The following is a 23,874-nucleotide window of genomic DNA, read 5'->3' on the forward strand; positions in this document are numbered from 1 at the left end:
GCGCTGATGGTAGTGTGGGGTTACCCATGTGAGAGTAAGTCATCGCCAGCTTTTAAATTTAAACACCCCCTCCGCTAACGCAGAGGGGGTGTTTTTTTTCGTTTTTTCGTTTTTTCGTTTATTCGTTTATTCGTTTATTCGTTTATAAATAGTATTTCTAATATAGAAATAAATCTATAAAAGATTAGAAATAGTTAACAATATAAATATAAAACATTAGCGATAAATTCAATAAAAATGAACAATAGATAAGCATGTATTATGAGCAGTTAAATTGTATTAATTTTCTAAAAACAGATACTTATGCTGGATGGTTATTCATAATTCATTATTATCCTTTAGTCTAATTGTTCATGAAATTTGACTTGAGTATATTGCGCCGATATTGAATTTTACTTAAGAATTCATGTGTAAAATTTAACAAGTACTCATGGGAGATGAGAACGATGACAACCGAGAACGTAGATATTGGTTCTGTAGTTGATAAGGCAAAATTTACCTCGTTTCACTTCAATGTAGTGGCTTGGTGCTTATTGATTATCTTATTTGATGGCTATGATTTAGCAATTAATGGTGTGGTATTGCCACTATTAATGCAGGAATGGGGTTTAAGTGCAGTACAGGCTGGCATGCTTGCAAGTACAGCTCTGGCAGGTATGATGTTTGGTGCGATGTTTTTTGGCTCTTTAGCCGATAAGATTGGTCGTAAAAAAGTCATCATGATCTGTATTGTATTATTTAGTGGTTTAACTTTCGCAGGTGGTTTTGCTTCAAACCCAACAGAATTTGCTATTTTACGTTTTTTTGCTGGTTTAGGTATTGGCGGTGTAATGCCTAATTTGGTTGCATTAACTTCTGAATATGCACCACAGAAAATGCGTAGCACATTGGTCACCACAATGTTCAGTGGTTACGCTGTGGGTGGGGTGATGGCTGCATTATTAGGTTCATGGTTTACACCAAATTTTGGCTGGCAAATTATGTTCTTCATTGCAGGTATACCACTATTTTTATTACCTTTAATTTGGAAGTTCTTGCCCGAATCTTTGGCATTCATTGTCAAGGAAAATAAGCAGGAAGAAGCGCGTCGTATTGCATGTCGTTTAGCGCCAGATTTATCGGTTAATGAAAAGATGACATTTACTTTACCTAAAGTTGATATTCCAGAAGCTGCAAATGTAGCGAGTTTATTCCGCCGAGGTCGTACAACAAATACATTATTATTTTGGTTAGCATTTTTTACGTGCTTACTCACGATGTATGCATTAAGTAGTTGGTTGCCTAAATTAATGATGGCAGCAGGTTATTCTATGGATAATAGCTTAATGTTTATGATGGTCATGAATATTGGTGCAGTTGTCGGTATTATTGGTGGTGGAATTTTAGCAGATCGTTTCCATCTAAAACCTGTATTGATGTGTTTAGGTATGTTAGGTGGGATTGTGATGAGTTTGATGGGTTTCCAATCAAACCAATTTCTTTTGTATATTTTAGTTTTTTTAGCAGGTGCAGCATCGATTGGTTCACAAATGCTGTTATATAGCTATGTCGCACAATATTATCCACTTGCGATACGTTCGACAGGGATTGGTTGGTCTTCTGCAATTGGTCGTATGGGAGCAATTGTTGGTCCAATTTTAATTGGTAGTTTGTTGGGGATGAGCCTTCCTGCATACATTAACTTTATTGTTGTAGGTATACCTGTATTGATTACTGCAATTGCAGTCGCATTGATCGTACATGAGGACAAATCTGAGAAGATCGCTGTAGGTTCAACCGTTACTGTAAAAGCTTAATTATTTTAGAGTCTCCAAATGATTGGAGGATTTTTGAGTATTGTGCAGTTGTTAGTATATTGATACTTATTATGAAATTTATATTCATTCATTTAATATCAAATTCTAAGACTTGTATATATTAAAAGAAAACCCCATCATCCTGATGGGGTTTTCTTCGTATTGGTGAGTTAGATCTGACTCCTGTCGTATCTCACATTCCTGGTACTCAGACGCTTTATTATTGTTTTATGTCTGGGAAACTTCCTGTTCCCTATAAGCATAGAATATAAAACTTTTAATAATTCTCATAGATGATAAAAACAGCATTCGATGTAAGCTTTTTCGTACAAAAGGAACAACAATGTTAGTTGGTATTAATATTATTTGCCATTAAGCCCTGACCTTGTGCTTCTGCAATTAAACGCTCAGCTGATTCTCTATTTTTACGTAAATTAGGCATACGGAATTCAGTATGACCATAATCATGGATTCGTGTCCATCGTCCTCCCCAAGTAAGCCCCACGGTTTCAGCGGCTTCTCCATAGAGTTGATAACCACGCATAGCCCAGGGGTCTCGTTCTGAAATAACCACCTTCCCATCACGTTTGAAGGCAGCATCTGCAGCTAAACCAAATTGATGATAACTTTGATAGGCTTTGGCTAAGGTGGTCGCTGTATTTCCAGATAAACGTGTTTGACGTTCAGGGCTACGATAACCTTCTAAAAGAACCATTTCATAACCATGACGTTCTTTCATGATTTTAAAAACCATGAGTAAGCGTTGTTTATAACTAGGATGCATTTTATCCCATTTACGGTCAATCATAGCAGTATCAAAGCTGCTTCTTTGATCCCCAACTTCTTCATTATCAATACTTGATGGATTTATATTAGGAAATTGTTGATTTGGGACAGGATTTTCTCGTTCCAATATTTGTGCTTGAATAATTGCAGCATCGATTAAACTTTCATCTACTGCTGGTGGAGGGCTTAAAACCTCACCATTTAATAATGCATAAATTTGAGGATCGGTTGTCCGTAAATATTCAGCTTCAATTTTTGTTGGGTCGATAGGACGTGTAAATGCAAAGACTAAAATACTTGATAGTACAAAAAAACCTGTAATCAAAATCCACCATTGTTGTAAATGCCAATGAGTTTGAGTTTGATTTGAAGATGCTGCTTGGTTCATTTGTTCTGCAAAATGTTTCGCAGAAGCAATTCTTCTTTTACCTTGTGGGAGAAGCCCTTTTAAGTAATCTAGCGTCTTATAACGGAGTTCATAAGACATTAAAAAAGTTAAACTAAATCCCAAAAAAATAAAACAGAGGATAACAAACAAAATCATGGCTTTGTTTCTGTTGCTCGACGATCAATCGTAACTTTGACAGAAGCTTCTGGTGATATTTCTTTAACTTGTTCTTTTTTCGTTGGAATCTCTTTTATAACAGGCTTAGTTTCTTCTTTTACTTTAACTTCAGTTTTTGGCTGAACGTCTTCATTGGGCTTAACTCCAACTTTAGGGATTGTCTCCTTAGTCATTGTTTTTGCAAGAGGAGGTATTGTCTTAACGGATGTTGCTATAACTGTCTTTTTATTTTCCGGAATAGCGATTTGCTCAAAAGGAGACTTATTCACATTTTTCACTTCTTGGGTTTTATTCGGATGCTTAAACAAATTATTTAAGTCCTTTTCATTAAGATGCTGTTTATACGCATTTGAACCGTCATCATCATGAGTAGTATGCATTGCCTCAGCTGATGAGCGTGCAGTATTTTCAGCTTCTTTTTCTGAAGTCGATTCAGTTGTAATCAGATCCGTTTCAGTGGTTATATTTGAATGAAAGAATGTCAACATTAGGATAGCTGTGCTGATCATTCCAACCAATAAACCCAATAAAAAAATAGGTGTTTTCCCCAATGTTTTTTTGGAGGGTTTACTTTGTAATATTCGAATTGAGGTTTGTTTTTCTTGTGTCATGATTCAACCTAATTAAGGCAAATGAATTGTGATATAAGCTTGTTCTGCAGGTGCAGAAATGACGTTGTTAAATTTAGAAAGTGCCGTATCTTCATTTTTATTCAGCATTATTTTTAATCCTGCGAAAGCCAATAAGGCAAAGGCGAGAAGAAAAATGATGATCCACACAAAAGGTAATTCTTTATGAATGATATTTTTAATTTGGTCAGGCAGTCCTGAAAAAGGTGAAAAAGCGGCTTTTTTTCCTTTTAAATAATCAATTTCATCACCTACTCGCGCGACCAAGTGATTTAAACTTTCAATTGATTCAATACGATATTTACCTTGAAAGCCTAATAATAAACAATAATGATAGACTTCTAATGATGCTAATCGTTCTTTTCCACGCCCACGAATTAATTCTAAAAACTCAAAAAAACGATAACCTGCTAATTGTGAGCCGAAAAGTGTCAATTGTAGTGGGCTGATTAGCCAATGATTCTGCAAATTAAAAAATGAAGGATCTTGCTGTGTGACGATCGTTTCATCTAATAAAGCACAATATGCATATTTAGAATCGTGGATATCTTCTGCAGAGAACTGAAGCTTCTTTGCTTGAATTTCAAAACGGCTAAGTAAATCTAAAATTTTATCTTTAAAACGATCAGCATTTTCTGGAACATACTGATTTTTTAATAGAAAAACGATATAAAAACCATCATGTAAAAGGTCTACTAAATTGGTCGCTTGGGTAATTTTAGACTGCTGTGGTAGGGAGCCTACGCCAATTTGACCATCATCAAAGAGTGATGGTGCTGCATTATTCTGATTCATCATTATAATTCTCTATTATCCATTCATCACAGCTATTAATTCGATACTAATATCTTGGAAACCCGCAGGCACATAGATACAAATCGTTTCTGAATCAAGCATGCGTTGGTATATTTCATGATGAGGTTCAATTTCAAAATAGTTCACACCAGAACGTACAGGAATCGCAGTAGGTATTTGTACTAAATGATGAATTGGAATGGCAGGTAGGGCTGCAACAACACGCTGTTCAACATCAACTGTATTTCCAACTTTGAAGCGTAGCGGAACAATTTGAATTAACTCGTGAGTTTGCATTATGCTGCTCGATACAGCGATATAAAGCCTTGATTCTTTTGTTATTTTATCTGTTTCCAAGCTGCCGACCCAATAAGAAGGTCGAATCTCTTTCAGCGCAATACTGATATAACGGCTTGAAATAATCGTATCGAGTAATTCTCTTAAAATTTTATCTAATTGGGTAAAACTATCTTGCAGGTTATGATGTTGATATTGTGGTAAATGTTCAACTTCATAAGCAGTCGAAAACGTGAGTAAAGAACCTGTTAATCGCAATAACTCAAAAAATAGTTTTTCTGGATGAATTTGTGGATTCTGTAATAAATGATTCAATGTCGCATGTGCTGTATTGAGTGCATTCACCAACCAGAAAGACACGATATCTCCTGAACGGAATTCAATCAGTTTTTGTTCATTTTCACGGTTATTCGATTGAATGGTCTTAATTTTTGCACGTACAACATTGAGTGTACGTTTCAAATTAGACAATAAAGCTTCATTCGATTGAATATGTAAAATCGGTGGGATAAATTTTGCATCAATTTCGAAATTTCCCGAACTCAGCCTTTTAATTTTACCAATCACTAAGTACAAGAAACCATCTAAATCCTGATTTGGATCGACTTGGATATCAAAAAGTTTAAACTCCGTCCGACGTCTTAAAAAAGTGATTTCTGCAGGTGTCGCATCTGTAAAAAGATCATGTGTTTCATTTAGATAAGAATGATAACGAGCAGGCTGCTTATCTTGCTCATCTGAAATATTTTTCTTATGCGGCTGCAGAATGGGTAAGGCTAAATAAATCAGCATTTCACCACGTAAATTTAATTCATCTAATAAAATGGGATTCGGTAATAAATCTTTAGCAGGTGCTTGATAAATTTCACCATCTTGCCAAATCATATCGATTTGTTCTAAGGCAAGAATGTGTGTGCCCAATTGAGTTTCATCAAAACGAAGGTTTTTAATCCCATAAGGGTAAGGAACAGTAGAGCGAATAGTGTGGTTCAATCGCTGTTCTTGATAGGTATCCTGTAATTGGAAATGCTGAGGTCTTAAGAATAAACCTTCGCCCCAAAGAATTTTTTCTGCTTTAAACATCAATGATTACCACTCTGAAGATTCATTATTTTGGTTTACTCCTAATAATTCTTGAATAGAATCAAGAGGATTTTCATTCTTAATGACTTGGTTTAACCACTCATGTAAAGGCATTTGACTCCATTTGATGGTTTTTTGCAGCATATAACTCACAGGGCTATGGGGTTCATTGGTATGAAAATAATCTGCAATATCTTGTAAAACACGCATCGCTTGTTCGCGATTTTGTAAGTGGCTTTGCGGTTGTGGCTGAAAAGATTGAGCCTGTGCTACAGGCACCGTATTTATTTCCGTGGTAGAAGTGAGTGTATTTTGAAAGGGTATATTTTCAGGCGTTGTAGAATTCGAATTTGTGCTAAAAGTATCTGCTTTATAAATTTTTTTAAGATTGAGCTGAATATCTTCAAATTGCGAGTCAATATTGGCAAAACTAGGCGCTTCAAGCTCCATTAACATATCTAGAACTTGTTTGATAATGTCCCAATGTTGCAAAAATTGTTGAAATTGTTGATATTGTTGATATTGGAAACTACGTGAAGCATTAAACAAAGCTTGATTAAATTCATCCAATTCTATTGAGGCTTCAACACTTTCCGAGTCCTCCGCTTGCTTGCGCCGCGTATTTTGGATATGTAAAAAATTTTCGTATTGTGCAAGTGAATAAAAAGGCTGAACATTAATTAATGGCACATTTTTAATCAGACTCGGTAGCTGGATTGTGAAACCTTGCAATAAACCAAGACGTTGATCTAGATCATCATCTTCAATTTCAGGCTGAATTTTAAGCCAAAATTGTTCTAACATTTTATGGGTTAGTTCTAGGCCCTTTACTAGACCTTCAAAGCCATACAAATTCGCCCAAGCTTCGGTTAACCAAGTCAATAAACGAATATCTTTGCTCTTTTCAGTTAAAAGTTGTACACATTTTTCTGCGACAAATGACCAATCTGCTTGTTTGGGTTCGGAGACCCAATCCCCTTGGTCTAACAAGGGATCATCATGTGTTCTTGCTTTTTTAATATCATGAAAATCATTTGAAAATGACAAATCTTCACCACAGGGATTGCCTGCAGAAATTGGGGCTAATAGCGTGTCTAAATTAATATCCATTTTCTCTACTCTAAATTATGAAGCTTCCACAACTTTTGTCTTTTTGCTCGATTTTTTCTTTTCTTGCTGAGGTTGTGGATCTAAAAGGTAAACAATTTGATCGTCTTTCACATCGATATGGATAATTTTTGGTATTTTTTGTTCAGCTAAAGCAACTAAAATTTCTGTCGCTAAGGCAGGAAGAATTGTTGAATTTAGAATATTATCAACATTCCGTGCACCACTATCGACTTCGGTGCAGCGGCTGAGTATTAATTCAATTAAATCTTCACTATAGGTCACTCTAGTTTCATATTGCTTTTCAATTCGTGCGGTAATTTTTGCTATTTTATGTTCAATAATCCGAACCAATAAATCATCATGTAAAGGAAAGTAAGGAACAATACGCATACGACCTAAAAATGCAGGTTTAAATTGCTTATATAAACTTGGTTTTATTTGTTCTGTGAGTAGTTCTGCCGTTGGCCATTCTTCAAAAGGTTGATTCACACAAGACTGCATAATTGCAGTTGAACCTGTATTTGAGGTGAGTAAAATTGTGGTATTTTTAAAATCAATAACACGTCCTTCACCATCTTCAAGTGTACCTTTATCAAAGACTTGATAGAATAACTCCTGAACATCACTGTGTGCTTTTTCAATTTCATCCAATAAAACTACACTATAGGGATTACGTCGTACAGCTTCGGTCAGAACGCCACCTTGACCATAACCGACGTAGCCTGGAGGTGCACCTTTTAATGAGGAAACAGTATGTGCTTCTTGGTATTCAGACATATTAATAGTGATGAGATGCGACTCACCGCCATAAAGCTCATTGGCAAGTGCAAGTGCTGTTTCAGTTTTGCCGACACCACTTGGACCAACGAGCATGAAGACACCTTGCGGTTTATTCGGATCTTCTAAGCGTGCTTTCGATGTTTTGATCCCTTGAACCAATTGATGTAAGGCATAATCTTGCCCCATTACACGTCGTTCAAGTTTTTCTTCCAAGCTCAAAATTTGTTTAATTTCATCATTGACCATTTTCCCTACAGGAATCCCAGTCCAATCTGAAATAATTTCATTGATAATTTGTGCATTTACCCGTTCAAAAACCAGCGGTTCTTGTCCTTGTAATGTACTCAATTCCGTTCTAATTTTTAGAGTTTCAGCTTTCGTAAATTGCTGATCAGCATCTTCACTACTTTCCAAAGCTTGAATTTTTTGAATTAAAGTCAGTTCAGATTGCCATTGTCGTTCAGTATTTTGAATATCCTGATTCAGTGCTTCTAAGGATAGATTTAACTGTTTTAAACGATCTTCGTGAATTGGGTTATGACGTTGTTCCGCTTCAAGAATATTCAATTCTAAATTTAAATTATGCTGTTGAGCTTTTTGTTGATCCAGTTTCACTGGTTGTGCATTTTGAGTTAATGCAACCCGTGCTGCCGCAGTGTCCAACACGCTAATGGCTTTATCTGGGAGTTGGCGCCCGCTAATATAACGATGTGATGCATGTACAGCAGTCACAATTGCTTCATCGTCAATTCTTAAATTAAAATGATTTGCCATTACAGGAATCATGGCACGTAACATATCAATAGCAACTTCTTCAGTTGGTTCTTCAACTTTAACCACTTGAAAACGGCGGCTTAAAGCAGCATCTTTTTCAAAATATTGCTTATATTCAGCCCAAGTTGTTGCAGCAATGGTACGTAGTTCTCCACGAGCAAGTGCAGGTTTTAACAGGTTTGCTGCATCGTTTTGCCCTGCTTGGCCACCTGCGCCAATCATCGTATGTGCTTCATCAATAAAGAGAATAATAGGATGTGGAGATTGCTGTACTTCTTTGATTACTTGTTTTAAACGATTTTCAAATTCACCTTTGACGCTAGCACCTGCTTGTAACAAACCCATATCTAGTGAGTGGATTTGCACGTTTTTGAGTGCACTAGGAACTTGATTTTGTGAAATTTTTAAAGCAAGACCTTCCACAACTGCTGTTTTACCTACACCAGGTTCACCAGTTAAAATAGGATTGTTTTGACGACGACGCATTAAAATATCGAGCATTAAACGAATTTCATATTCACGACCAATCACAGGGTCAATTCCACCATTTTTTGCTTTTTCGGTAAGATTAACGGTGAATTGATCTAGCGACGGTGTTTTTTGTGAAGCCGTTGAAGAGGTATGCTGATTTGGATCATTTTCATTGACTAATGAGACATCGCTATTCAATGGAATATTCTCAGTACTTTTAAAGCAAATTTCCAAAAACTTATGCTTCATTGTATCTATTGGGAATAGATCGAAAAGACTAGATGCACGAATAGCAATTTGATAGAGATCTGAAGCTGTTAATAATGCAATTAATAAATGACCACTTCGAATAACAGAATCTTGTTCCGCAGATGCGAGCAACCAAGCTTGTTCAAGTAGGCGAACAATAGTTTTTGAAAAAATTGGAGTGCGACTATTCCCCTTGGGTAGTTGAGAAATACACGCCATTAAATCTGATAATAAAGCATCTTTAGAAATTTTATATTTACTTAACAATAATTCAATATCGTTTGATTTTTGTTCTAATAGTTTGACAAAAAAATGTTCAATTTCAATTTCGAAATTTTGATGATTAACACATAAATTAGCAGATTGTTCCAAAGCTGTACGTGAAGTTGTTGATAGTTTTTTAATTAAAACTTTTAAATCGGTCATTTTTATTGCTCTCAAAATACTCTTTTAACTCAAAAAACTTAAAAATTAAATTTACTTATTCATGTATTAAGAAATTAGTATGATTAAAATCAGTTATTTAAATAATTTTATGTAAAGCGCTATAAATATTCTACATAAAAAAAAGTTTTTGGGAAGCCTTGATATTGTATAGATTTTTTTAATTAATAAAAAATATCGATAAATTAATGATTTAACCAAATGTTATAAAATTTAGCTTGACGGCTTGCCATTTTTTTAGTCTGATTATTTAAAATTACTAAATTATATAAAGCGTATTTTGATTAAATAATATTTTTAAAGCATTAAAAAGTTGTCTATCAAAAAAGTGAATCAAGAAAAATTGAGGTTGAGTTTTGAAAAAAATTATTTCGTATTCGTTTGTTCTTGGAGCTGCATTGGCTTGTACTTGGTTGCATGCTGATGATGAAATCAAGCTAAAAAAATCATGTCTTAAAGACTATCCAGCCGTGCTTGGAGAGTCTAACCCTGAACTGTTGTCAATTTATGCAAAATTGTGTGATAAAAAAAATAAAGAACGCAAGAATGAGTTGTTAATACAAGCGGCTTCGCAATTTCAAAAAAATGGTCAAAATTTTAAATCCCTACAAGTTATTAATGAATTAGAAAGTAACAATATAAAAAACAATACGGTAACTGATATTAAATTTTTAGCAGCGTTGGGTATTGCTGATTCAGCATTACAATATATGAAACAACAAGAATCTAGATATTTAAATGCGGAAGATACCTATCCAGCAGCAATAAAATTTTCTGAAGACGTGAAAAAATCGATTCCGACTTCAATTGTGGAAAAAAGAGTAGATGAAGCCGAGGTAGCAAGAAAAGCCGAAGCGAAAGAGAGATGGTTAAGAGATAAAGCCGCTAAAGATAAAGCCGCTAAAGAAAAATGGTTAAGAGATAAAGCCGCAAAAGATAGAGCTACTAAGGGTGGCAAGACTGGAAAAGCATCAGGGGGTGCTACGGTAACGAACTCTCCAGCTCCATCGGCATCATCTGGACCTACGCCATTTAAAGGTCTGTAACTGTAAAAAATTTAGTTAATTAAAAGGATAATAAAATGTCAAAACGTGAAAGTGTACAAAAGAAGTTACAACGAATTAGACCACCCCGTGTTCAACTAACCTATGATGTTGAAGTGGGTGATGGTAAAGAAATCAAGGAATTACCTTTTGTTGTGGGTGTGCTTGGTGATTTTTCCGCTGCATCAGAGCTTGAGAAAACCAAATTAAAAGATAAAAAATTTATTAATGTTGATTTAGAAAATATTGATGAAGTGATGGCTTCTTTGTCACCACGTGCTGCTTATCAAATTGAGAATACCTTAACGGAAGAGGGGGGGCGTATGTCTGTTGATTTAACCTTTAAATCCATGGATGACTTCCGACCAGAACGCGTTGTGCAACAAGTTGAGCCATTAAGAAAACTGGTTGAAGCGCGTGAGCGTTTAACCGATTTAAGAAATAAAATCTCCAACAGTGAACGCTTAGAAGATCTGTTAGATGAGGTTTTACAAAATACGGATCAAGTTCGTAAGCTCAGTGTTGAGGCGGGCCTAGAAAATGAGTAATTTACAAACCAATTTAGCACAAGAATCTGCTTTAGAAGAAGTAGGTTTGCTTGACTCAATCGTCGAGCGTAGCCGTATTGCACGTAATGATGATGAGCATCTCCGTGCAAAAAGTCTTATTGGCGAATTAGCTAAAGAAGTTATGGCCGGGACAATTACGGTCTCTGAAAATATGTCGTTGTCGATTGATAAGCGTATTGCTGAAATTGATGCCTTAATTTCTACTCAACTCAGTAAAATTATGCATCATGAGCAATTTCAAAAAATTGAATCTACATGGCGTGGTTTGTACTATTTCTGTCAAGAGTCGCCTTCAAACCCATTGATCAAGATTCGTATGATGAATACGACCAAGAAAGAATTGGTTAAAGATTTCCAAGGTGCTACTGATTTTGATCAAAGTACTTTGTTTAAGAAAATTTATGAAGAAGAATATGGTTCATTTGGTGGTGCACCTTATGCAACTTTGATCGGTGATTTTGAATTTGATCGTACACCATCAGATATGTATTTATTAGAGCAAATTTCACACGTTGCTGCTGCTGCACATGCGCCATTTATTTCTTCGGCAAGCAGTAATATGTTAGGTCTTGAATCTTTTACAGATATTGATCGTCCACGTGATGTTTCTAAAGTATTTGAAACGGCTGAATATGTGCAATGGCGTTCTTTCCGTGAAAGTGATGATGCTCGTTATGTTGCATTAACAATGCCCCGTGTTTTGGGTCGTTTACCTTACGATCCTAAAGAAGGCTGGGCAACTGAAGGTTTTAACTTTGTTGAAGAAGTTTCAGGTCAAAACCATGATGAATACTTATGGATGAATGCAGCTTATGCATTTGGTACGCGTTTAACCAATGCTTTTGATATGCATGGTTGGTGTGCTGCTATTCGTGGGGTTGAAGGCGGCGGAATGGTTGAAGGCTTACCAGTTCATACCTTTAAAACAAATGATGGTGAAGTTGTTTTTAAATGCCCAACAGAAATTGCGATCACAGATCGCCGTGAAAAAGAACTGAGTGATTTAGGTTTTATTCCACTTGTTCATTGTAAGAATACTGATTATGCAGCATTTTTTGGTGCGCAATCTACGCAAAAACCGAAGAAGTATGATAGTGATACTGCAAATGCGAATTCGTCATTATCCAGTCAAATTCAATACATTATGGCTGTTTCTCGAATTGCTCATTATTTAAAGGCAATGATGAGAGATAAAGTAGGAAGCTTTGCTTCGGCTGGAAATGTAGAAGCATTTTTAAATGAATGGCTTTCACAATATGTACTTCTTGATGATGGTGCTTCTCAGGAAGCGAAAGCTCAGTATCCATTGCGTGAAGCCTCGGTAAAAGTTGTAGAGAATCCTGCACAGCCAGGACACTACAAGTCTGTGGTCTTTTTAAGACCGCATTTCCAGCTGGATGAGTTGTCAGTTTCATTGCGACTTGTTACTGAGTTACCTCAGTCCTCAAATTAATCTAGAGAGCAGCTAAATAATAACTTTAAAAAAATAGGGTAAAGCCAATGAAAGATATATACGTTCAATTTCAAGGTAAGTACAAAGTAGATGGCGAATCGCGTGACTCTGAGCACAAAAATTGGCTAGAAGTTAATTCATGGTCTCATAATATTCGTCAGCCTAAATCTGCAACTTCTTCAAGCGTTGGCGGTCATACCGCTGAGCGTGTTGAGCATTCGGATATGATTTTTGTGAAAGATTTGGATGCGACTAGTCCAAAACTTTGGGAAGCTTGTTCTGCAGGTTATACATTTGATGAAGTACAAATCGATTTTTACCGTGCAAATGGTGACAAGCGTATTAAGTACTTACAAATCAAACTTAAGCATGTTCTTGTTTCAAGCGTAACACCTGTTGTAAATGAAGAAGGCGTTCCAACTGAATCATTTGGTTTGAAATATGCTGCGGTTGAGTGGACTTATAATCAACAAGATATTAACGGTTCTGCTAAAGGTGCCGTTACTAAGAAGTGGTCTCTTTCTAACAATACTGCATCTTACGCTGCTTAATTGTTGAGTTAAATGGATAGGGACTCAATGGTCCCTATTTGTTTCTAAAAGATAAGAATTATATTTTATGAGTTTAGATCAGCTTTATCCTTATGGTTTTCGATCGACCTTATTTGATCGTTTAATTGTTGAAGATGAATATATTAAAGGGCTTTCAATTCATGAGCTAAGAGAGTCTGTTGCTCAGGATTTAGAAGACTTATTAAATACACGCATTGCAAAGCTTGATTTAGATATTGATGATTATGAATTATCAAAAAAATCCATCATTCAATTCGGAATCATTGATTTTGTAGGACTTTCTACAGCAAATCCGACAGATCGAGATACTATTTGCCAGTCGATTGAACAGTCTATAGCGGCACATGAGCCAAGATTAAAACAAATAAAGGTGGATATGCAGGTGGACGAGCAAAATGTAGGCTCTTTATGTTTGAGTATTCAAGCCTTTTTAAATATCCATCCACTTTATGAGCCTGTAGTTTTTGATGCCTTACTTAAACCAACAACACAACAATACGTAATTTCTGCCAGATCTTAAAAAAAGTAGGTATGTCGTGATAGAAGAACTTTTACCTTATTATGAAAAGCAATTACAGGAATTTGGACAACAATCACGTGCCTTTGCAGATAAATATCCAAAAATTGCACAACGATTATCTCTGAACCAAGAACAAATTGATGATCCTCATATTGAGCGTCTGATTCAGGCGTTTTCACTGATTGCTGCACGTATTGATAAAAAATTAGCAGATAGTTACGATATTTTCACACGTTCTTTGTTTGAGGTGATGTTTCCTCAATATTTACGTCATTTCCCAGCATGTTCAGTGGTTAGTTTTGAAGATGTTAATAAGCAAAGGCAGTTGACGGATGTACATATTATTCCGAAAGGAACGACTTTAAAATCTCGGAGTTTTAAAGGTGTGCAATGTGAGTTTAATACCAGTTCGGAAGTAAAATTATTACCGCTGCAATTAGAAAGTTTAAGTTTTCAGACCAATCCAAGTGCACATATTCATTTAAATCAAAATGCGACATTAAGTTTAAAATTTGATTTATTAAATCCTGCACATCAATGGTTAAAGGATGAAAAACTTACAATTTATCTCGACGCAATTTCAAATTTTCCACTTCAAGTTTTAGACCATATTTTCCATCAGGACACTAGTTTTAGTTTAAGGCTGAATCAAAAAGTGATTGAAATTAAAAATCCTTTTGAGGTAAGTGGTTTTGAGGAAAGTGAAAGTTTATTACCTGTTGATGAGCATACGCATCATGCATATCGCTTATTAATAGAGTATTTCTGTTTCCCTGAAAAATTTAGTTATTTAAATCTAAATTTGGCTTTTTTAAGATTTTTAAAAGAATCGCAGCAGAGCTTTGAAATCCAAATTCATTTGAAATTGAATCTGAATGATCAAGCCATTATCCGAAATTACTCGGAACTGAATATTGCTAACTTTAAGTTGTTTACCTGTCCTGTGGTCAACTTATTTGAAAAACAAGCTGAGCCACAAAAGATTAATCATAAAAATTTAGAATATCCATTAATTACAGATGCACATCATCCTGAGTTTTTTAAAGTGTATTCAATACTTAGGATGAATTTGATACGTGAGAAAAGTAATCAGGATCAAGTGGTTTATCCAATTTTACCTTTTTTTGCGATGAGTCATTATCATGGCGAGGATGTCCAATTTTTCTATTCTTTAAATCCAACTATTTTAAAAAATCAGTTTGTAGAAACAGGCTATTCAATTATTTCCAAGCACTTAGAACCACACAGTATTAAGTCCGATTTTGTGAGTTGTAAGTTACTGTGTTCGAATCGTGATTTGCCGCATGAGGCACTTGGTCAGACCAATAATGTGTTGAATTTGAATGATAGTACTGTTGCACGCCGTGCTTTAGTCTTAAAAAGACCTACTGAGCCTTTTCAGTTTGAGCAGAATAAAAATGAACAGTGGCGGATTATTTCACATCTTTCTTTAAATACTTCAGCTTTGATGAAAGGCGATACTGTCAGTCATTTAAAAGAATTATTAGAGTTATATAACCTACCAAAATCTAAAGAAAATCATTTAATTATAGATGCAATTAAAAGTATTGATTTTGAAATTACCCATAAGATGGTTGAAGCTAAACCTTTCCCAATGTTTGTACGTGGCGTAAAGGTGCTTATGTATATCGATGCTCAAGTTTTTCACGGGCACAGTTTATATATTTTCAGTGAATTAATTAGCCATATTTTTAACTTAAAAGTACAAATGAACAGTTTTGTCGATATTTTTGTTAAAGATATGAGCAGCAAACAGGAGTTATACCAATGCGTTCAGAACGTTGGTGGCAAGAAGCTTCTGTAATTGATGAGCTTTTTAAAACACCGACAGCATTCGAGTTTGTACAAACCACGCGGTTGTTTAGACATGCGCCAGGTAGTGCTGCTTTAAAAAATTGGTCAGATGATTTTTGTTTTGAAAGTTCTTTAAATTTAAATTTTCCAATGCATGAAATTGAAGAGCTTGAGCAAACAGATGAGCGTATTCATTTAACAAATTTGGTGGTCGGTTTAACGGGTATGCAAGGTGCAATGCCATATAACTATACCAATAAAGTCAAGCAGGCACCACGTAAGCAACGTGTTGAAGTACAGAAATTTTTTGGTTTATTTAATCATAAATTGACGGCACAATTTGTAGATGCCAGTCTATGTTATAACTTACCTGTACGTTATGAAATTGAAAAAGAAAACAATTACTTAGATATTTTACATGCGTTAAATGGCTATATTCGAACTCAACATGAACAAGATGATTTAGATGATTATTTTGCTGAGTTTTCAGGTCTTATGCAGGGGCAGAATAATACGGCGCATGCTCTAAAGACTATGCTGAGTTGTATTTTTGATCATCCTGTTGAAATAAAACAATATATTGTTGAGAAATTTAAATTAGAGGATACACAGAAAACAGTTCTTGGTGGTGATCATCCATTTTTATTGGGCGTGAATACATTTTGTGGTGAAACAATTCGTCAAATTGATGGAAAAATTGAAATACAGATCGGCCCATTACGGCATGCGAAGTATTTACAGTTTTTGCCGGAGAAAGAACTTAGTAATAAGCTCAAAAAAATTCTGCAAAGTTGGTGTAGCCCAACTTTACTTATCGATTTGCGTCTCATTCTTGCGAAAGAGGATGTTCAGCCTGTGCAATTGAGTTCGAGCGGAAATATTGGTCTGGCAGAAGGTGCTTTTGTAATGCCAAAAGCTAAAAATGATAATAATGAAACGTGTTATGCACTGATTGGAGTGTCATAAATGATCAAAATAATTTTAAGTACTTTAGTTGGTGTTTTGCTGTTGGTAATCGCCATTGTTGTTTTTTATTGGCGTGATATTAAATATGATCCAAGTGGGCAAGACTTTTTAATCTATTTTGGATTAATTCCTGTAGCTGTGACGTTGTTTATTCTAACACCGATGTTTATTAAGAAAATTTATGAATATCGTCAAGAGAAAAAAGACCAACAAGTTGCCGAAGCAGAGCAGCGTTCAGAAGAACAAGCACAGGGTGAAAAACAAGTTGAAGAAAAAATTGAATGGACTGAACTTAAAGTATTCGCAGTAAGCAGTTTGAGTGCTTTGGCAGAAAATGAAGCACATTTTGATTTGCTACAAGAAGCAGTCAGTCCTGAGTTAGATCCACAATTATTAAATGCTTTTGGTTTACCAATCCTGTCATTCCGTATTAAAGATATTGAAGATTCACAGGAAGATGAAGATTTAGATCTGTCCAATCGCCAAAAAAGAATAACTACATTGATTCGTCAGCAGCTTGAACAAAATAGCGAAACTTTATATCAAATTGCCTCACATTTAAAAAGTTCAGCCATGTTCTATGACACTAAATTGGCTCAAGAATATCGTATGCATCCCGCATGGATTGATCCAAATAGTGAATATGATGAAGCAGTTGAACAAACTGCAGAGTCAGTATCACGTTTAAATTGTTTAGGTATTCATATTATTTTACCAGAAAATTTATTGCATGCTTGGGACGAAGATTATGGCTCAGATACGATCAGTCAATATCTAACAGAATTGGGTATTATTGCTCAGCAATTTAATGTTGAATATCACTATTGGGGTGAAACGACGGCATATAAAGATTGGATTAAGTTACTGAAAAGAATACAGATATTCGATTCAGAAGTTGCACTTTTGATTGCAGTAGATTCTGAAATTGACCAAGAAACCATAGATGATCGAACATGGATGACGGAGAAATATATTCCTTCAGAATACGTGAGCAGTTGTTGTGTCTCTGGTTCACAAGTGGACGTACAAAATTTATCTGCAATTAAATATATGCGCATTATTTTAAATGCTGACAGAGCGGTTAAAGTCCTGAAGGATTTAAAGTTGAGTGGCGTTGAACAGTATGAGCAAGAGCAGCCTTTTGTACTGGTTCTAGATGATCCTACAGAAATTAAATCACTTAAAAAATTAAAACATAACTTTGATGGCACAGCCATTGAAGCACACCACTATTTGTACAGTAAAAATAGTTTAGGACACACCCAGCCTTTAGCCCAAGTTTTTGGATTCATGTTGAGTTTACATATCAAAGATGACTTATTTGGTTATGTATATACGGCTGATCATCAGCAAACACAGGTGGTTATTGGAACTGAGTTTGCTTAGAAATTAAAGATAAATTTATAAAGAAATAGAGAAAAATGATACATACAATTTTAAGTTATGTTTGGCAATATGTGACAAATCCTAAAGCGGTGATTGCGCTTTCGATCCTTGTCGCTTTAATTTCTTCATATGGTGTTGTTCCACGGCAATATTTTTTCTTGATGGTCGCAGCCTATGTATTTGGCTTGATCATTTATGGGATTTATTGGTTTATTCAACGTAAAAAACATGCTGACCAAGGTGAGGTGCTCGCGGAAGCAATTCAACTCGATAACAGTGCTGAATACGGAAAACAAAAAGATAAAGAAGAGTTGAATCTGATTAATCAACAGATGAAAGATTCTATTCAATTGATTCGTAAGTCAAAACTGGGTGATAAAAGTGGTAATGCAGCACTTTATGAATTGCCTTGGTATATGGTAATTGGTAATCCTGCTGCAGGGAAAAGTTCTGCAATTTATCATTCAGGTTTAAAATTTCCTTTTGAAGAATCACACCAAAGAGTTGTTTCTGCAGGTTTAAGTGGAACACGAAACTGTGATTGGTTCTTCTCTACAGAAGGCGTTTTACTGGACACCGCAGGACGTTATTCGGTGTATTCGGAAGATCATTCTGAATGGCTTGGATTTCTCAATATCCTGAAGAAAAATCGTTCTAAAGCACCGATCAATGGTTTGATTGTGATTGTAAGTGTGGCTGAGTTAGTGAGTCAAAGCCCTGAAAAATCGATTAAATTAGCAAAGAGTTTAAGGGCACGTATTCAAGACTTAACCGAGCGATTAGAAATTTTTGCACCTGTGTATTTAGTGTTCTCTAAAATGGATTTAATTGCAGGATTTACCGAGTTTTTTGAATGTTATGAATCTGCTGAGTTTGATCAGGTATGGGGTGCAACACTGCCGTATGATTCTGAATCTTCTCAAAATGCTGGTGAACATTTTGAGAAGCATTACAATATTTTATATGATGGCTTAAAAGGTGTGAGTACCACTCATTTAAGCCGTCGTCATGCACAAAATATTTCACCCAGTGTCATGACTTTTCCATTAGAGTTCAAAACTTTAAAACCTGTTTTAAAAACATTTATTGGGACTTTATTTGAAGAAAATCCCTATCAATTTAAGCCTGTTTTCCGTGGTTTTTATTTCACCAGTGCTTTACAGGAAGGTGTGATTGAAAGTCCGATGACAGAACAAATTGTCGATGACTTTAACTTAGCTAAAATACCCAATAGTGAATATGGAATTCCACAAACATCGATTTCACAAAACCATGGTTATTTCTTAAAAGGTCTATTTTCAGAAATTATTTTAAAAGATAAAAATCTGGTTAAACAGCATATTAATCCTACAACAAAACGAAAGCGTTATTTAGGCTTTATTGCTGCTTTATTGGGTGTCTCAATTATTCTTGGTTTATGGATCTGGTCGTATCGTAATAATCAGCAATTGATCGCTGATGTTCAAGCGGATTTAAATAAAGTTGTGCAAATGGAGGGTGCTTCTGGGCAAGAGCTGTCGACTCAAATTGATGCCTTACTCATTTTACAACAGCGCTTAGAGCAGCTTGATGATTTTGATCAGCATCGTCCTTTGAAATTCTCTTTTGGTTTATACCAAGGTAATGAATTAAGAGAAAAGTTAAAAGTCGAATATTTAAAAGGTGTGAAGCAAATTGTTTTAGCACCGAGCCAGCAAAATATTGCGCAATATTTACAACGTGTGAAGAATAATGAGCAAACGCTTAAACAGAATCACGTCAATGTAGAAATTAAGCAAACATCATCTTCACAAATTGCTTCTGAGCCTTCGGATAGCAATCCGCAAGATGCATATAATGCGTTGAAAGCATATTTGATGATGAGTAATCCACAATATATGGATGCAAGTCATTTAAGCGACCAAGTGACGCGTTTTTGGCGTTCATGGTTAGATGCGAATCGTGGGCAAATGCCGCGCGGTGAAATGATTCAAAAAGCAGAAAAAGTACTGAGTTATTCAATGACTTTGGCGAATGATCAAAAATTCCCTATTTTAGAATCTGATGCTCAATTGGTTGATCAAACTCGTCAAGTATTGCTGTCTGTGGTACGTGGAATGCCTGCACGGGATCGTGTTTATAACGAAATTAAAATGCGTGCAGCGGTGCGATATCCTGCTATTACTGTGGCGCAAATTGTCGGTGAAACCAATCGTAATGTGATGTTAGGCGGCTATGCTTTACCAGGAGTATTTACCCAAAAAGCATGGGATGAATATGTCGATAAAGCGATTGAAGAAGCGGCGAATAAACCAACTGACACCAAAGATTGGGTGTTAAATAGCACTCAGTCGGATGACTTAACCTTTAGTGGCAGTCCAGATCAGATTCGTAAACAGTTGGCTCAATTGTATAAGCAAGAATACATTGCTGAATGGAAAAAATTCATCAATGCAACACATTATGCAAAAGGCCCTGATTTTGTTCAACAAACTAAAATTATGGATGTTTTGGGTGAGCCGCAAAATTCGCCAATCAAAACATATATAGACCGCGTTGCGAAAGAGACTAGTTGGGATAACCCTGTAGTACAAGCTGAACTTACAGCACCACAGACAGGGTTTGTTGCATGGTTTAAGCGAAAGGTTTTAGGGCAAGGTAAAGTTGATGATGTACAACGTGCATCTACTCAGGCACAGGGGCAAATTTCTCAACAATTCCAAGTGTTTTATCAATTGGTTCGTAAACGTGATGATTTGCAAAATAAATCGCTATTAGATGATTATTTACAAAATTTAGCTCAAGTTAGAAGGAAGTTAAATGATCTTCGTAGTGCTGGTGATTTTGGTCCAAACGCTTTGGCTTTAGCAAAACTAACCATTAATGATCAAACTTCTGTGTTTAATACGACGCAAAAAGTTGTAGATGAAAAACTGACTGTGGGTCTCAATGAATTAGATCAGCAAATGGTACAAAAACTATTGGTGAGTCCATTGACTCAGTCTTTTGATCATTTATTAACCCCAGCACAGGATGAAATAAATAAGCTGTGGGCTTTGCAGGCTTATCAACCCTTTACCCAGACTTTATCGCTAAAAGTACCATTTAATTCATCGGGTACGATTCAAGCGACAAGTGGTGAAATTGGTCAGATTTTTGGTGATAACGGTAGTATTTCTAAATTTGTTAAAGACACGCTTGATCCATTTGTAATTCGCCGTGGTTATACCTTATCGTCAAAAACTTGGAAAAATATGGGGCTTGGTTTAAACCCAGAATTTGTTACAAGTTTTGAGCAATATACAACACCTGTAAATGGTGCTTCGGCAGGCGGTGCTACAGGTACACCCGCGCCAGCGGCAAACCAGTCGAATTTCCAGTTCTATCCATTACCAAACAATAAATTGTTGTCTTATACGGTAGATATCGATGGTCAGCGCTTAGTCTATGAAAATGGCATTCAACAATGGGTGAGTTTTATGTGGCCAAATCCGGGTGCGATTCCTGGAGCACGTATTACAGCGATTGATCTAGATGGGCAAACGCATACCATTTTTGATGAACCTGGCGAATATGGGATCAATAAACTTATTGATAGCGCACAACGTAAACAATTGAATGGCAGCTATGAAATGTCATGGGTAAGTAAACAAGATCCATCGATGTTTGTAAAACTGCAATTCCGTTTAATTAGTGGCAATGCGTCTAATCCAATCGGTTCGAACCGTGGCTATGTCGGCTTGAAATTGGTCGATCGTGTGACCAGTCCGAAAGCAGCTTTAGTTGTCGCTGCACAACAAGCGCCTGTATCCGCTGCACCTAACCCACATGCAGCATCACCATTTGGTGCGGCGACTGTAGCACCAAAAGTACCACAAACAAATGTACCAACAGCAACAGGCACGGTACCTGTAGCGAATACAACTGCTCTTGTTGCTACAACAACTCCAAGTTCTGCTAGGCCTGTAGTAGGGACGGGGGTGACACAATGATGAATGGAAACAATTTTGTGCGGGGGATATACGTATGCAAACGATAAAGTCTACACCGTTGTATTATGGAAAATGTCCAGCACGTGGAGATTTCTTAAAAACCAAAGGACAATATTCATTGATCCAAGTGATTGATCAATGGATCACGGAAGCCTTAGAACTTGCAATGCGTGAGCCTAATTTTAATGAAGCTTATCAATCTCTAGAGCCTTTAGATTTTTTTATTGCAAATCCAAGAGAGCAGATGTTTTTGGTTGCCAATATGGTGACCAGCGAAGACAGTTCTGGGCGTCAATTTCCAATGGTGTTAAGCCATCTGTTGGAAGTTGAGAATCCATATCAAAATTTCTTGTATGCACCGTATAAATACAAGCCAGTATTGATTGATTTATTTCAAAAAAATCGAATTTTTCGAATAATTAGTGACCCTGAATTGTTGTTGACTAAACTTGGAAATATTGATCATCACATTCAAGTATTACCAGAGTTAAAAACACAAGATTTCTTTGAAAATCATAGCATGCACTCATTTGCACAGATGATGAAAATCAGTGCTTATGAGTTAGCACAAAGTATGTTGGGTCTAGGCTTATTACTACAACCTGTTTTGAAACATGGTACAAGCAAACTGTCTAAAGTCTTAATCTTGCCAATCAATAATCCAAATTATTGCTATGAAATAGCAGCATTTTGGGTCAGCTTGATTGGACGATTCTTAGAAAAAAGTAATACTGAAATTTTGATTGGAATATTACACCAAGACTCACCTGTACTACTGTTTGGTTTCCAAGGCGCAGACATTACTGCACTGAGTAATATTTTTACCCAGAATATGCAAAATGAGCATTGGGTCTCTTTGATTCAAGCCCAATGGATTGACGCATATTTAGAACAAAATGCAGGTTTGGCAGCACTTGAGCAAGCGTTATGTGAACGTCAATTGAGTCTTGCACAAGGTATGAAAATATTCAGACAAACTTTTATAGATGAAGCATAAAATGAAAAATAAAAAATTACAGATGTTTAAGAAAATTGCGCTTATTTCGAGTTTATTCTACGTTACGCATGTGTTTGCAGATCCGATTGTTGTGGATGGTGCTGTTCCAAATGAGATGACCAAGCAAGCAATTTTAGCAAAACTACGTGCTGTGTATGGTAATGATCAAGTGGTCGATAAAATTCAGATTCGTCCTGTATCTGCTCCCAATGGATGGAGTGACTCCGTGACCCGAGTGATTACTCCAGACCTAAAAAAAGTCACTCAAGGTAAATTATCTGTACGTGGTACACAGGTTGATTTAATCGGGAAAATGGGCGTACAAACAGAGATTCAGCCAACAACCTTATTATTCCAATCACTGGTTCAGCCTCCTTATCGTTTTAATTCACAAATTACAGTCAATGCTGCTGAACAATCTGTGATTGATAATGCACTGAAAAATAGAATTATTGAATTTGAATCTGGTAAAGCTGTGCTCACAGTGACAGGGACACAAATTTTAGATGAGATGGTGGCAGCTTTGAACAAAGTTCAAGGTAAAAATGTCAAAATTATCGGGCATACAGATAGCCAAGGTGATCCTGCAAAAAATCAATCTTTGAGTCTACAACGTGCTGAAGCTGTCAAACAATATTTGATCGCTAAAAGTATTGCGGCAACACGTTTAACCACAGAAGGATTGGGTTCTGTAAAGCCTGTTGCGGATAATACAACTGAAGAAGGTCGTAAGAAAAACCGCCGTATCGAGTTTGATGTTTTATAATCTGATATGAACTAAGAATAACAAGAAGGAAAAAATG

The 23,874-nt window shown here is 36.0% G+C and carries 18 protein-coding genes; 12 read left to right on the forward strand and 6 right to left on the reverse strand.

The features are described 5' to 3' along the window. The first annotated feature begins 446 nt into the window (after positions 1 to 446). A complete protein-coding gene (locus ACG94X_RS13685; RefSeq protein WP_419384261.1) occupies positions 447 to 1,796 on the forward strand; it encodes an aromatic acid/H+ symport family MFS transporter in 1,350 nt (449 codons plus the stop codon). Between the two features lie 346 nt (positions 1,797 to 2,142). Here ACG94X_RS13685 and ACG94X_RS13690 read toward each other — a convergent pair whose 3' ends face one another. The 6 genes from ACG94X_RS13690 to tssH are packed head-to-tail and all read right to left on the reverse strand — an operon-like array spanning position 2,143 to position 9,761. Further along, positions 2,143 to 3,126 carry a M15 family metallopeptidase gene (locus ACG94X_RS13690; RefSeq protein WP_419384262.1) on the reverse strand — a complete coding sequence of 328 codons (984 nt, stop codon included), beginning with the start codon at positions 3,124 to 3,126 and terminating at the stop codon, positions 2,143 to 2,145. Continuing rightward, positions 3,123 to 3,758 (reverse strand): hypothetical protein, encoded by a 636-nt coding sequence (locus tag ACG94X_RS13695; RefSeq protein WP_419384263.1) that lies wholly within the window; start codon positions 3,756 to 3,758, stop codon positions 3,123 to 3,125. The genes ACG94X_RS13690 and ACG94X_RS13695 overlap by 4 nt, the downstream gene beginning before the upstream one ends. Positions 3,759 to 3,770: 12 nt before the next feature. Beyond that, positions 3,771 to 4,571: a DotU family type IV/VI secretion system protein gene (locus ACG94X_RS13700; RefSeq protein ID WP_419384324.1), complete on the reverse strand. Its 801-nt coding sequence runs from the start codon at positions 4,569 to 4,571 to the stop codon at positions 3,771 to 3,773. A gap of 15 nt (positions 4,572 to 4,586) precedes the next feature. Next, a complete protein-coding gene (gene tssK, locus ACG94X_RS13705; RefSeq protein WP_419384264.1) occupies positions 4,587 to 5,951 on the reverse strand; it encodes a type VI secretion system baseplate subunit TssK in 1,365 nt (454 codons plus the stop codon). A gap of 6 nt (positions 5,952 to 5,957) precedes the next feature. Further along, entirely contained in the window at positions 5,958 to 7,061 is a 1,104-nt protein-coding gene (gene tssA / locus ACG94X_RS13710; RefSeq protein ID WP_419384265.1) for a type VI secretion system protein TssA, read from the reverse strand. A 15-nt stretch (positions 7,062 to 7,076) separates the two neighbouring features. Then, on the reverse strand, positions 7,077 to 9,761 hold the full coding sequence (gene tssH / locus ACG94X_RS13715) for a type VI secretion system ATPase TssH (protein WP_419384266.1): 2,685 nt from the start codon (positions 9,759 to 9,761) through the stop codon (positions 7,077 to 7,079). Between the two features lie 374 nt (positions 9,762 to 10,135). On the opposite strand from tssH, the gene ACG94X_RS13720 reads away from it, so the two are divergent. The 11 genes from ACG94X_RS13720 (at position 10,136) to ACG94X_RS13770 (ending at position 23,837) form a co-directional block, all read left to right on the forward strand. Next, positions 10,136 to 10,825, forward strand: a complete 690-nt coding sequence (locus tag ACG94X_RS13720) for a hypothetical protein (protein ID WP_419384267.1) — start codon at positions 10,136 to 10,138, stop codon at positions 10,823 to 10,825. 35 nt (positions 10,826 to 10,860) lie between these two features. Continuing rightward, on the forward strand, positions 10,861 to 11,370 hold the full coding sequence (gene tssB, locus ACG94X_RS13725; RefSeq protein ID WP_419384268.1) for a type VI secretion system contractile sheath small subunit: 510 nt from the start codon (positions 10,861 to 10,863) through the stop codon (positions 11,368 to 11,370). Further along, positions 11,363 to 12,844, forward strand: coding sequence for a type VI secretion system contractile sheath large subunit (tssC, locus tag ACG94X_RS13730; protein WP_419384269.1), 1,482 nt, complete (start codon positions 11,363 to 11,365; stop codon positions 12,842 to 12,844). Before tssB ends, tssC begins: the two co-directional genes overlap by 8 nt. A gap of 47 nt (positions 12,845 to 12,891) precedes the next feature. Then, a complete protein-coding gene (locus ACG94X_RS13735; protein ID WP_419384270.1) occupies positions 12,892 to 13,395 on the forward strand; it encodes an Hcp family type VI secretion system effector in 504 nt (167 codons plus the stop codon). A gap of 67 nt (positions 13,396 to 13,462) precedes the next feature. After that, entirely contained in the window at positions 13,463 to 13,936 is a 474-nt protein-coding gene (tssE, locus tag ACG94X_RS13740) for a type VI secretion system baseplate subunit TssE (RefSeq protein ID WP_419384271.1), read from the forward strand. A 16-nt stretch (positions 13,937 to 13,952) separates the two neighbouring features. Then, positions 13,953 to 15,761, forward strand: coding sequence for a type VI secretion system baseplate subunit TssF (gene tssF / locus ACG94X_RS13745; RefSeq protein ID WP_419384272.1), 1,809 nt, complete (start codon positions 13,953 to 13,955; stop codon positions 15,759 to 15,761). Next, complete coding sequence (tssG, locus tag ACG94X_RS13750; RefSeq protein ID WP_419384273.1) at positions 15,725 to 16,717, forward strand: type VI secretion system baseplate subunit TssG; 993 nt, start codon at positions 15,725 to 15,727, stop codon at positions 16,715 to 16,717. The genes tssF and tssG overlap by 37 nt, the downstream gene beginning before the upstream one ends. After that, a complete protein-coding gene (locus tag ACG94X_RS13755; protein WP_419384274.1) occupies positions 16,718 to 18,103 on the forward strand; it encodes a hypothetical protein in 1,386 nt (461 codons plus the stop codon). A 38-nt stretch (positions 18,104 to 18,141) separates the two neighbouring features. Then, the gene (gene tssM, locus ACG94X_RS13760) at positions 18,142 to 22,074 is read left to right on the forward strand and encodes a type VI secretion system membrane subunit TssM (protein WP_419384325.1); all 3,933 of its coding nucleotides are present in this window, start codon (positions 18,142 to 18,144) and stop codon (positions 22,072 to 22,074) included. A 34-nt stretch (positions 22,075 to 22,108) separates the two neighbouring features. Next, a complete protein-coding gene (tagF, locus tag ACG94X_RS13765) occupies positions 22,109 to 23,071 on the forward strand; it encodes a type VI secretion system-associated protein TagF (protein ID WP_419384275.1) in 963 nt (320 codons plus the stop codon). A gap of 22 nt (positions 23,072 to 23,093) precedes the next feature. Next, on the forward strand, positions 23,094 to 23,837 hold the full coding sequence (locus ACG94X_RS13770) for an OmpA family protein (RefSeq protein WP_419384326.1): 744 nt from the start codon (positions 23,094 to 23,096) through the stop codon (positions 23,835 to 23,837). Positions 23,838 to 23,874: the final 37 nt, after the last annotated feature.

It is taken from the genome of Acinetobacter psychrotolerans (assembly GCF_048552595.1).
In the GTDB taxonomy this organism is placed as follows: domain Bacteria; phylum Pseudomonadota; class Gammaproteobacteria; order Pseudomonadales; family Moraxellaceae; genus Acinetobacter.

Bases quoted from the DNA above. Each gene is read 5' to 3' on its own strand.
- ACG94X_RS13685 (WP_419384261.1), top strand. From the start codon at position 447: ATGACAACCGAGAACGTAGATATTGGTTCTGTAGTTGATAAGGCAAAA.
- ACG94X_RS13690 (WP_419384262.1), bottom strand. From the start codon at position 3,126: ATGATTTTGTTTGTTATCCTCTGTTTTATTTTTTTGGGATTTAGTTTA.
- ACG94X_RS13695 (WP_419384263.1), bottom strand. From the start codon at position 3,758: ATGACACAAGAAAAACAAACCTCAATTCGAATATTACAAAGTAAACCC.
- ACG94X_RS13700 (WP_419384324.1), bottom strand. From the start codon at position 4,571: ATGAATCAGAATAATGCAGCACCATCACTCTTTGATGATGGTCAAATT.
- tssK (WP_419384264.1), bottom strand. From the start codon at position 5,951: ATGTTTAAAGCAGAAAAAATTCTTTGGGGCGAAGGTTTATTCTTAAGA.
- tssA (WP_419384265.1), bottom strand. From the start codon at position 7,061: ATGGATATTAATTTAGACACGCTATTAGCCCCAATTTCTGCAGGCAAT.
- tssH (WP_419384266.1), bottom strand. From the start codon at position 9,761: ATGACCGATTTAAAAGTTTTAATTAAAAAACTATCAACAACTTCACGT.
- tssB (WP_419384268.1), top strand. From the start codon at position 10,861: ATGTCAAAACGTGAAAGTGTACAAAAGAAGTTACAACGAATTAGACCA.
- tssC (WP_419384269.1), top strand. From the start codon at position 11,363: ATGAGTAATTTACAAACCAATTTAGCACAAGAATCTGCTTTAGAAGAA.
- ACG94X_RS13735 (WP_419384270.1), top strand. From the start codon at position 12,892: ATGAAAGATATATACGTTCAATTTCAAGGTAAGTACAAAGTAGATGGC.
- tssE (WP_419384271.1), top strand. From the start codon at position 13,463: ATGAGTTTAGATCAGCTTTATCCTTATGGTTTTCGATCGACCTTATTT.
- tssG (WP_419384273.1), top strand. From the start codon at position 15,725: ATGCGTTCAGAACGTTGGTGGCAAGAAGCTTCTGTAATTGATGAGCTT.
- ACG94X_RS13755 (WP_419384274.1), top strand. From the start codon at position 16,718: ATGATCAAAATAATTTTAAGTACTTTAGTTGGTGTTTTGCTGTTGGTA.
- tagF (WP_419384275.1), top strand. From the start codon at position 22,109: ATGCAAACGATAAAGTCTACACCGTTGTATTATGGAAAATGTCCAGCA.
- ACG94X_RS13770 (WP_419384326.1), top strand. From the start codon at position 23,094: ATGTTTAAGAAAATTGCGCTTATTTCGAGTTTATTCTACGTTACGCAT.